Source organism: Arthrobacter sp. H5 (assembly GCF_000520595.1).
GTDB lineage: Bacteria > Actinomycetota > Actinomycetes > Actinomycetales > Micrococcaceae > Arthrobacter_D.
Map to the genome: position 1 here is coordinate 80,106 of NZ_KI914982.1, position 10,096 is coordinate 90,201.

Below are 10,096 nucleotides of genomic sequence, written 5' to 3' on the forward strand. Positions count from 1 at the left end.
GGCGCCCCCCACCTGCCGCACGTGCGGCAGGGTTCTGGCCACCGGATCAGAACGAAAAATCGGGCGGTGCGCCGACTGTCCTTCGACCTATGAGGAAGCAACCTTTGACGCGCTGCGTACTTGGCGGCTTGAAGAGGCCCGCGAGAGCGATGTGCCCGCCTTTGTTGTCTTTACCGACGCCACGCTTGTGGCCATCGCCGAAGCAAAACCCGAGTCGCTTGAGTCGCTCGGCAGCTTGGCCGGCATTGGACCGGCCAAGCTGGAGAAGTACGGCGAGTCCGTCCTTGGCGTTCTCTCACTCCACCGCTGATGTGCCAAGCGCACCAATAATAAGAGAGCCGGAGCATGACAGGCAATAGAGGATGGGATGGCGCCGGCGCGCCGGTTGAGGTCAGGCGGTCAACGCGCCGCCGCCGCACGGTCAGTGCCGACGTGCGCAATGGGGTGACAGTGGTGTCTATCCCAGCGCACTTCACGGCGAAGCAGGAGAAGGAATGGGTCGAGAAGATGGTGGCCAAGCTTCAGGCCAAGCGGACCGTCAGGCCACCCGAGGGCGCTGAACCCCTCCGGATGCGTGCGGAGGAGCTGGCGGACAGGTTCCTGGATGGGCGCGGTAAGCCCCAAACCATTGCCTGGGTCACCAACCAGAACTCGCGGTGGGGCTCGGCCACCCCCGCGCGGCGACGCATCAGGCTTTCACACAAACTCCAGGGAATGCCGGACTGGGTGGTGGACTACGTCATTCTGCATGAAATGGCGCATTTGATCGAATCGTCGCACAGCCCTGCGTTCTGGGCGCTGCTATCCGCCTACCCGCGGACCGAGACAGCAAAGGCGTTCCTGGAGGGTGCCGCATTCGCTGCCGACCATGGCTTAAGTGGCCGCTGACGAATTTCTCAACGGCTGGTCAGGACCCGAATTACTCAACGGCTGGTCAGGACCCGTTGCCGGTGCCCCGCTGAGTGCCTGTTTCGTCGTCGTCATCGTTCGGCTCGTTGGGGGATCCACCATCAGTTTCCGGGCCGCTGTCACCCTCCCCGGGCTGCTCCGTAGGCGCGTCGAACCCGCCGTCGAGCAGTTTCGTCAACGCTGCATCCACATCCGAGTCCGAGGATTCCATCAGTCGGCGGCGGCTGCTAAAACCCGCCGGATCGTCGAGGTCTTCCGCGGTGGGAAGCAGATCGGGGTGCTGCCACACCGCATCCCGGCCTTCTATGCCACGGTCCTCGGCAAGGTGTGCCCACAGCACGGCCGCATCACGCAACCGCCTCGGCCGCAATTCCAAACCGACCAGGGACGCAAAAGCATTCTCCGCAGGACCGCCGGTTGCGCGCCGCCGTCGCACCATTTCCCTCAACGCCGCGGAGGAGGGCAGATTGGCTGTTGCAGCTGCGCTCAGCTCATCAACCCATCCCTCCACCAGTGCGAGTGTGGTTTCCAGTCGGGAGAGGGCCGCGGCCTGGGCAGGCGTGCTTTCGGGCATGAATACGCCCTGCGACAATGCCGACTGCAGTGACTCGGGGTTGGATGGGTCGATGTCCCGTGCCACGTCCTCGATCTTTGACATGTCTATGTGAATGCCGCGGGCGTAACTCTCGATGGTTCCCAGGAGATGTCCGGCAAGCCACGGCACGTGGGTAAACAGCCGTGCATGTGCCGCCTCCCGGACGGCAAGGAATAGCCGCACCTCCTGATCGGGAATATCAAGCCCTTCGCCGAACGCGGCGACGTTGGCGGGCAGCAGTGCCATCACGCCGTCAGCCAACGGAACACCAATGTCCGTAGCGCTGACCACATCCTTCGACAGGGCGCCGACCGCTTGGCCGAGCTGCATGCCAAACATGGCGCCGCCCATGTTCTGCAGCATCGATGCGGCACCACCCATCATCGACTTCATCTCTTCAGGCATTTGTTCGGTGAGGGCCTGGGAAAGTGCAACAGCGATGCTGTTTGCAACGGGTTCGGTGAGTCGCTTCCAGGTATCCATGGTGGCATCGACCCATTCCGCCCTGGACCAGGCGCGTCCGAGCATGCCCATCGATGGAAAATCGGTCACTGGGTCCAGCCACAGCTCAGCCAGCTTCAGTGCCTCATCCACTTCGCGGCGCTGCTGCGTCGAGACGGTGGGATCGTTGTCGGCGGCCGCAACCCGGCGCGCTTGCTCGTGGGCGAGCTTCCAGTTCACCGGTCCGTCGCTTTGGGAGGCGAACATTGCCTGCACCTGTTGCATCATCATGGCCATGGCCTGGGGATCCGACGGCAGACCTGCGGCTTTGGCAAGTTCCTGCGGATCGATGCCGTAGGCGTTCTCCCCGAGCAATCTGGCAAGCATCTCGGACAGCGGGTCCTTGGGCGTATCGTCCCCGTTTGTGGGGTCTGACGGATTGGAAGGCATTGATACCACCGGTCCTGAAGTAGCGGCTTCGCATAACGGCTGGGACGCTGCGCCTCAGGGCGCAGCTGTAAGCCGCTGGAACTTACACGTTACCGGCAGCATCCGGTGAAGGCGCAAAATGCAGCCGCCGTTCGCTGTCGGCAAAGAACGCGGCGATGGTTGCAGGGGAGGCAGCAAGTAGGCTTGGAGTGCCGATGGTCCGGCGCCGTGATTTTCCCGGACCGAACCGCAGTTCCTAGAAAGTTGCTCAGTTGTCCCAGCCCAACCCCGTCGATGTCTTCCAGCCAGCTCCGCCGTCCCGGCCCAGGGATCCCCGCTTGACTGTCATGGCCGTTTCAGGCTTGCTGGCTCTTGGGCTGGGAGCTGCGGCAGTGCTGCTGCCCGCCCCGTACGTGGTGGAGTCTCCCGGTCCAACCTTCAATACGATTGGCGAGGTGGACTCAGAGCCGTTGATCAACGTGTCCGGGCGGGAGGTCTTTCCGACAACGGGTGATCTTGACCTGACCACTGTGTTCGTTTCCGGTGGACCCGGAACGCAAATCAGCATCTTCGATGCGTTCCGTGCCTGGGTGGATCCTACGCAGGCAGTGACACCGCGGGAGCTTGTCTACCCGCCGGAAGTCACACAGTCGGACATCCAGGAGCAGAACGCGGTTGCGATGACCTCCTCGCAGGAGGCCGCAGTGGCGGCAGCGTTGGCAAATCTCGATATCCAGTTCAGCGAGACACTAACCGTCATTGATCTTCCGGAAGAGTCCGCGTCCGCAGGAATACTTCAGACCGGAGATGTTCTGACGTCTATTGACGGCACGGAAATTTCCTCGCTCAACTTTCTTAAGGACGCGCTGAACTCCGCGGCGGGTGGGAGCGTGGACATTGGTGTGGTCCGCGATGGAGACGACGTCATCGAAACCATTACGCCGATTGAGTCGGATACCGGCGATTTTCAATTGGGCGTCTTCCTTAACTCGGAATTCAGTTTTCCCTTTGAGGTGGATATCGCACTCAACAATGTGGGAGGTCCCTCCGCAGGCACTATGTTTGCGCTTGGCATCATCGACAAACTGACTGAAGGGGAAATGACCGGCGGACGCCATTTCGCCGGCACTGGAACCATCGACTCGGCCGGCAATGTTGGTGGAATTGGGGGAATCAGGCAAAAACTCGTGGGAGCACGCGACGCCGGAGCGGAGGTCTTCCTGGCTCCCGCCGTGAATTGCGACGAAGTGGTGGGGCATGTGCCCGACGGCCTGCGGGTGGTCAGTGTGCAGACGCTCGATGACGCCGTCGAGGCCGTCAGTGCGCTGGGGTCGGAAAACGACGACGGCGCGTCGCTGCCAACGTGTTCGGCAGGCTGAGTTCCGCCGGGTGCGGTTCGAGGCGCTTTTGGACACGATTTCATGACGATCCACCCGAACGGCGCGACGCCCGGAACTGGATTGGGATGGCGGGTCGTGTTCAAGGCAGAATGGAATTCCATGGAAGCGACGCTGCGGCGCGATTCCGTGAAACAGATCAGCCAACGATGAGGTAAATGTGACTTCCGGACCAGACCGGCCGTTCGGCAACAGGCCGAGCCAATCGAACTCCTCCACCCCGCGACGGCGCAGCCCCTTGGTTCCCACCTTGATAGTTATCGGAATTCTTGTTGTTGCCTTCGTCTATTTTTCGCAGGTTTACGCCGACGTCCTCTGGTACAACCAGTTGGGCTTCCTCGAAGTATTTGTCACGGAGAATCTGACAAGAATTGGATTGTTTGTCGCGGCGTTCCTGATCATGGGCATTTCGGTCTATTTCAGCTTGAGGATTGCCTACCGGTCCCGCCCGATCTATGCGCCGGACAGCTCTGTGCAGGACAACCTGAACCGCTACCAGGCGCAGCTGGAACCTATCCGGCGGCTGTTGATGTTGGGTATTCCCGTGGTGTTGGCCGCTTTCGCGGGCACTGCCGCAGCCTCGCAGTGGGAGCCAATGCTGCTGTTCTTCAATCAGGTGCCTTTTGGTGAAACAGATCCACAGTTTGGGCTGGACATTGGCTTCTACGTGTTCACCCTGCCATTACTGGGCTTCCTCGTCGGCTTCCTCATCAGCGTCGTGATCATCAGCGGCATCGGCGGCATCCTGACCCACTACCTTTACGGCGGCATCCGTCTCGAGGAAAAAGGCCTGTTCACCAGCAAAGCTGCCCGTATTCACATCGCTGTGCTTGCCGCGCTGTTCCTACTGCTGCAGGGAATTAACTACTGGCTGGACCGCTATGCCGCCCTCAACAGCACCAGCGGAAACTGGGACGGCGCCTTGTATACCGATGTCACGGCCGTCATCCCAACCAAAGCTATTCTGGCCGCCGCCGCAATCCTGGTGGCAGTGCTCTTCATCGTCTCAGCCGTCATTGGACGGTGGCGGCTGCCCATCATCGGCACGGCCATGCTTGTCATCACCGCGATCCTGGCAGGCGGCGTCTACCCGTGGGTCATCCAGCGGGTACAGGTCGATCCCTCGGAGTTCAGCCGGGAGGAGATCTATATAGAACGCAACATCAATATGACCCGTGAGGCTTACGGCCTCGATGAAGTGCAGGTAAACAACTACAACCCTGAGGAAATCCCTGAGGAGGGGGCGCTGAATGAAGACGGTGAAACCACCGCCAACATCCGTCTACTGGACCCAAACCTCGTCAGCGACGCGTTCAGCCAACTGGAGCAGTTCCGGCAGTACTACCAGTTCCCGGAGACCCTTAACGTGGACCGGTATGAGATCGACGGTGAGATCGAAGATACAGTCATTGCCGTCCGCGAGTTGGACACCGCGGGTGTGCCCACCGGATGGGTCAACCAGCACGCCTATTACACCCACGGGTACGGCGTTGTTGCCGCAGCAGGTTCAACGGTTGAGCCGGACGGCCGTCCCAGCTTTATCCAGTCCGGAATTCCTTCCACGGGTGTGCTCGGCGACGAAAGTACTTTTGAGCCGAGAATCTACTTTGGGGAGGAATCACCGGAGTATTCGATTGTTGGGGCGCCGGAGGGAGCGTCTCCGGTGGAGATCGACAGGCCGCAGACCGAGAATTCTGAAGGTGAGACGCGCAGCACCTTCAGGGGTGACGGCGGTCCCAGCGTGGGCAATATCTTCAACCGCCTGGTCTTTGCCCTGAAGTTCCAGTCGACAGATCTGCTGCTGTCAGACGAGGTTAACAATGAGTCCCAGATTCTCTACGACCGGGATCCGGTGGAGCGGGTTGAGAAGGTGGCGCCCTACCTCACCCTGGACGGAAACAGCTATCCGGCAATTGTCGATGGCCGCGTGAAATGGATTATTGACGGGTACACCACCACCGCCGATTACCCCTATTCCACCCAGCAGGAACTTGAGTCCGCTACCGTCGATTCGCTCACGGCCGAAGGCCGCTCTGCTGCCCTCCCGGCAGAGCAGGTCAACTACATCCGCAACGCCGTCAAAGCTACAGTGGATGCCTATGACGGGTCGGTGGATCTCTATGCGTGGGATGAAGAGGATCCCATCCTGCAGGCGTGGCAGAACATCTACCCAACCTCATTGCAGCCATTCAGTGAGATGTCCGCCGATCTGATGGCCCACGTGCGGTATCCGGAGGATATGTTCAAGGTCCAGCGCGAGCTGCTCGCCCGGTACCACGTCACTGAAACCTTTCCGTTCTTCAACAACAGCGAAGCGTGGAGCGTTCCCTCCGATCCAACGCTTGAAGAGAATGCTCCGGATGTGCCACAACCGCCGTTCTACCTCTCGCTGCAGATGCCGGAGCAGGACAGTGCCAGCTTCTCGCTGACCACGCCGTTCATCCCGTTTGTCCCCGAAGACGGGGAGGCCCGAAACGTTCTGTACGGTTTCCTGGCGGCCGACGGGGATGCAGGAACAGGCGAGGACGGCGTCAAGGCGGACACCTACGGTACGCTCCGGCTGTTGGACACGTCCGGGGAGGACTCCGCGGTTGGGCCAGGCCAGGCTGCCAACCTCTTCAACTCCAACACCACGGTGTCGCAGGAGCTTAACCTGTTGCGCCAGGGCGCGTCCGAAGTGATTAGTGGAAACCTGCTCACCCTCCCGATTGGCGGAGGAATAGCGTACGTGCAGCCGGTCTACGTCCGTTCCTCTGGAGATTCCTCCTTCCCGGTCCTTCGCCGGGTGCTGGTGAGCTTCGGAGAAGTAGTCGGGTTTGCTCCGACGCTGGACGAAGCGCTCGACCAGGTGTTTCAGGGCGACTCGGGTGCTGAGACGGGTGACAGCGGCAATGTCGGAGAGACTCCGGAAGACTCGGCGCCTCCGCCCGCAGGGGAGGAGCCAACCGAGCCTCTCGCGGACGGTGAGGCCACCACTCCGCCGGCCGAAACACCGCCAGCGGAAACCCCGCCAGCTGAGCCCGGCACCGGCGATCCTGAGACCGAGCTGCGGGCTGCGCTCGACGAGGCAAACGTAGCAATTCAGGATGGGCAGGCCGCTCTCGCGGAAGGTGACTTTGCGGCCTACGGGGAGGCACAGGACCGGCTCAACGCCGCCCTGCAGCTCGCGCTGGATGCCGAGGAGCGTTTGGGTGGTGGCGCTGCCGAGCCCACCGAGGATGGCAGCTGACCGCTCGATTTGCGCTCCACTCCCGCGGCGGGTAACGTAAGTATCTCCGCCGCGGGGTGGAGCAGTTCGGTAGCTCGCTGGGCTCATAACCCAGAGGTCATAGGTTCAAATCCTATCCCCGCAACAAAAGATCAAGACCCAGGCCGTTGAGGCCGGGGTCTTGTGGTTTAAGTCACTGTGATGCCGTGCGGATCGACGTCGAAGCAGGCTCGCATACACTGTTGCAATGATCGAGCAAAGCGCCAACGCGGGGGATGACGGGCGCGGCGAGTCCGCCCTCCAGAAGGTTGACCGGAACTGGCTTGAACTCCTGCAGGAATTGAGGGTTCTCCAAACCGGCATCCAGATTCTCACCGGCTTTCTGCTCACCCTCCCGTTTCAGGCCCGTTTTACCGAACTGGACGCATTCCAGCTTGATGTTTATTTGGTCCTGGTGATGCTTTCGGCACTCATCACGGTGCTGCTCCTGGCCACGGTGATCATGCACCGATCGTTTTTCCAGCTGCGGATCAAAGACGCACTGGTGCGTAACGCGGACCGGATCCTGCGGGCAGCCATGTTTCTGGTGGCGCTTGTCCTCATTGGCACAACCGGGCTGATTTTCGACATAGTGCTGGACCGGACCGCCGGCACTGTCTCAGCGATCGCGCTGGCCGTGGTGATCGCGCTCATGTGGATTGCTTTGCCGCAGATCATCAAGAGGCGCTCGCTCCGCAAGCGCTAGCGTCCGCGCAGGTCCTGGTAGGCAGACAGCGCCCGTTCACGGGACTCCTTCAGGTCCACGAGCGGTTCCGGGTAACCCTTCACGCCGGTCTTCCACGGCTCGTGTATGTTCGCCGCACCGCGAAGTTCCGGAACCCAACGACAAAGGTAGGCGCCGTCGTCGTCGAATTTTTTGCTTTGGGTGACCGGATTAAAAATCCGAAAATAGGGGGAGGCGTCGGCGCCGGACCCCGCAACCCACTGCCAGTTGGCCGGGTTGTTCGCCGCATCCGCGTCCACGAGCGTATCCCAGAACCATTCCTCGCCCACCCGCCAGTCCACCATCATGTTCTTGATGAGGAAGGATGCCGCAGCCATCCGCACCCGGTTATGCATCCATCCGGTATCCCAGAGCTGCCGCATGCCGGCATCGATGAGGGGAAAACCCGTGGAGCCGCGCTGCCATGACCGGAGCTCGTCGGCGGACGGCTTCTCCCAGGCAAATGCGTCGAATTCGCGGCGGTAGTTAACCGTTGCCAGATCGGGGTTGTGGTAAAGCAGTTGCCAGCAGAACTCCCGCCATCCGACCTCCGTTCCGAAGACGGTGACATCCCTGGCGATCGACGCATTCCTGCAGTCCTGCGCAGCGTGCCACACCTGGAACGGGCTGATCTCCCCGAACCGAAGATGCGGAGAGAGGCGGCTGGTGCCCTCAACCGCAGGACGCTCCCGGGCATCCGAGTAACCGTCCACCGCGCTGTCGAGGAAGTCATCCAACCTCGTGTGGGCGCCGGCCTCACCGGGCGTCCACGTCTCACGCAGCCCCTCGGCCCAGTCGGGACGGGTTGGCAGCAGGTCCCACTCAGCGAGCTCATCTGTAGCCAGCCGTGGGCCCGACAGGGACTTCGGGGGGTCCAGGGGCTTCCGTGGTGACGGTTGATCCATGCAGGACCGCCAGAAAGGGGTGAAAACTTTATACGGCCCGCCCGAGCCCGTAGTGATCTCCCAGGGCTCAAACAGCAGGTTCGCCTGGAAGCTCTGTGCGTGGACCCCGTTGTCACCGCACCAGGCCTTGATACCAGCATCGATCTCCCGCTCCGCCTTGCCATAGCGCCGGTTCCAGAGCACGGTTTCAGCGCCCGATTCCTCAACGAGGTGTTGAATTGTGCTGTCCGCCGCGCCGGTTCGGAGCACCAGCTGCGACCCTTTCCGGTCGAGGGCGCCCCCCAGCGCTTCAAGGGAATGGTGCAGCCACCATCGCGTAGCGCCGCCAAGGGGCCGAACCCCCTTGCTCTTCTCATCGAGCACGTAGCAAACCACCACATCATTTCCACTCTGCGCAGCGGCGCAGAGGGCGGGGTTATCTTCCAGCCGAAGGTCATCACGGAGCCACACCAAGGTCACAGCCATACGTTCAATCTACAGCCGAGGGCCCCCTCACGATCCACGCCTCTCCAGCATCCGGCGCAGCACGGGTCGCTCCGCAACGGCCCACAGTTGGCTGGTCAGCACGTACAGCCCTGCGGCAAAGGGCACGACGGCGGCAACGGGGATGAGCGCGAAAGGCATCCATTGGAGGGCGCGCCTCAGTGTCCCACCCGCGGATCCGCCCGGCGCGGCTGCAGTGCGTTGTAGCCGGCGACGGTTGATCCAGGCAACGGCGAGCAGGAGAAGTCCCATGGACGCCAGAGCGGCGGCGGACAGGGGCCCCGGAACACTGGAAATGAGCAGGGAAACCGGGGAGGCTCCCAGTTGAATGTCGAGAAACTCCAACGAAAGCAGGACGTTTGGGCCTCCCTGGATGCGCTGCTGAATGAACGCGCCGTAAAGTACGGTGACCACCGGCGCTTGGACCAGCGCCGATGACATTCCGGCAAATGGCGTGCTCCCTTTATCCCGGTAGAGGCGGATCGTTTCACTGTGAAGTTTGGCGGGGTTGTCACGGTGGCGACGGCGCAGTTCAGCCAGCTTCGGTGCGAGCTTCGCCCGGGTGTGTTCGGCGCGCAGCTGGCCAATGCTGGTGGGGACCAAAAGCAGGCGGACGGCGACTGTCAGCACAATGATGGCCAGTCCCGCCGAGGCGGGCCCGGCGAAGACGAGGAGCGCGCTGAGCCAGTCCAGAATGTCCAGGCAAACAGCGAGGGCAGCGTTTAGAGGCGGGAAATCGTACAGATTCATGGGGATGTCCTTCGGCTAATGAGCGGATAAGTACTCAGTGAGCCGCTGCGGACAGCAGTGATCCATGACGCTGGTCGGGGATGGGGTGGCGTGGGCCCCGGGCTGTCCTAGGCGGCGGCGAAGGACTGCGAGGGCGCACGGGAGCGTGCGTTGCCGGGAACCTCAGGGTGGGTGGGGGAGAGGAATTCCCGGGGGTGCAGCTGTGTGAGCGGCCGG

Annotated in this window: 8 protein-coding genes and 1 tRNA gene; 6 read left to right on the plus strand and 3 right to left on the minus strand. The window is 61.9% G+C overall.

The genetic code is table 11. The features are described 5' to 3' along the window. Both Y708_RS28155 and Y708_RS0105275 read left to right on the plus strand, forming a co-directional pair. A partial coding sequence (locus tag Y708_RS28155) for an HRDC domain-containing protein (RefSeq protein WP_173401501.1) occupies nucleotides 1–310 on the plus strand: 310 nt, incomplete at its 5' end. A 35-nt stretch (nucleotides 311–345) separates the two neighbouring features. Beyond that, a complete protein-coding gene (locus Y708_RS0105275; RefSeq protein WP_028279119.1) occupies nucleotides 346–888 on the plus strand; it encodes a M48 metallopeptidase family protein in 543 nt (180 codons plus the stop codon). A 46-nt stretch (nucleotides 889–934) separates the two neighbouring features. On the opposite strand, the gene Y708_RS23035 is transcribed toward Y708_RS0105275, so the two are convergent. Next, entirely contained in the window at nucleotides 935–2,395 is a 1,461-nt protein-coding gene (locus tag Y708_RS23035; RefSeq protein ID WP_035775369.1) for a zinc-dependent metalloprotease, read from the minus strand. Nucleotides 2,396–2,721: 326 nt separating this feature from the next. Between Y708_RS23035 and Y708_RS0105285 the strand changes: the two genes are divergently transcribed. The 4 genes from Y708_RS0105285 to Y708_RS0105300 all read left to right on the plus strand — a co-directional run bounded on the left by Y708_RS0105285 (nucleotide 2,722) and on the right by Y708_RS0105300 (nucleotide 7,724). Then, entirely contained in the window at nucleotides 2,722–3,753 is a 1,032-nt protein-coding gene (locus tag Y708_RS0105285) for a YlbL family protein (RefSeq protein ID WP_155853704.1), read from the plus strand. A 256-nt stretch (nucleotides 3,754–4,009) separates the two neighbouring features. Further along, nucleotides 4,010–7,000, plus strand: coding sequence for a UPF0182 family membrane protein (locus Y708_RS23040; RefSeq protein ID WP_173401502.1), 2,991 nt, complete (start codon nucleotides 4,010–4,012; stop codon nucleotides 6,998–7,000). Nucleotides 7,001–7,050: 50 nt separating this feature from the next. Continuing rightward, nucleotides 7,051–7,124 (plus strand) — tRNA-Met (locus tag Y708_RS0105295). A gap of 102 nt (nucleotides 7,125–7,226) precedes the next feature. After that, nucleotides 7,227–7,724: a DUF6328 family protein gene (locus tag Y708_RS0105300; protein ID WP_028279121.1), complete on the plus strand. Its 498-nt coding sequence runs from the start codon at nucleotides 7,227–7,229 to the stop codon at nucleotides 7,722–7,724. On the opposite strand, the gene Y708_RS0105305 is transcribed toward Y708_RS0105300, so the two are convergent. Further along, nucleotides 7,721–9,112 (minus strand): cryptochrome/photolyase family protein, encoded by a 1,392-nt coding sequence (locus Y708_RS0105305; protein ID WP_028279122.1) that lies wholly within the window; start codon nucleotides 9,110–9,112, stop codon nucleotides 7,721–7,723. The genes Y708_RS0105300 and Y708_RS0105305 overlap by 4 nt on opposite strands. 27 nt (nucleotides 9,113–9,139) lie before the next feature. Next, entirely contained in the window at nucleotides 9,140–9,880 is a 741-nt protein-coding gene (gene yidC, locus Y708_RS0105310) for a YidC/Oxa1 family membrane protein insertase (RefSeq protein WP_051478630.1), read from the minus strand. Nucleotides 9,881–10,096: the final 216 nt, after the last annotated feature.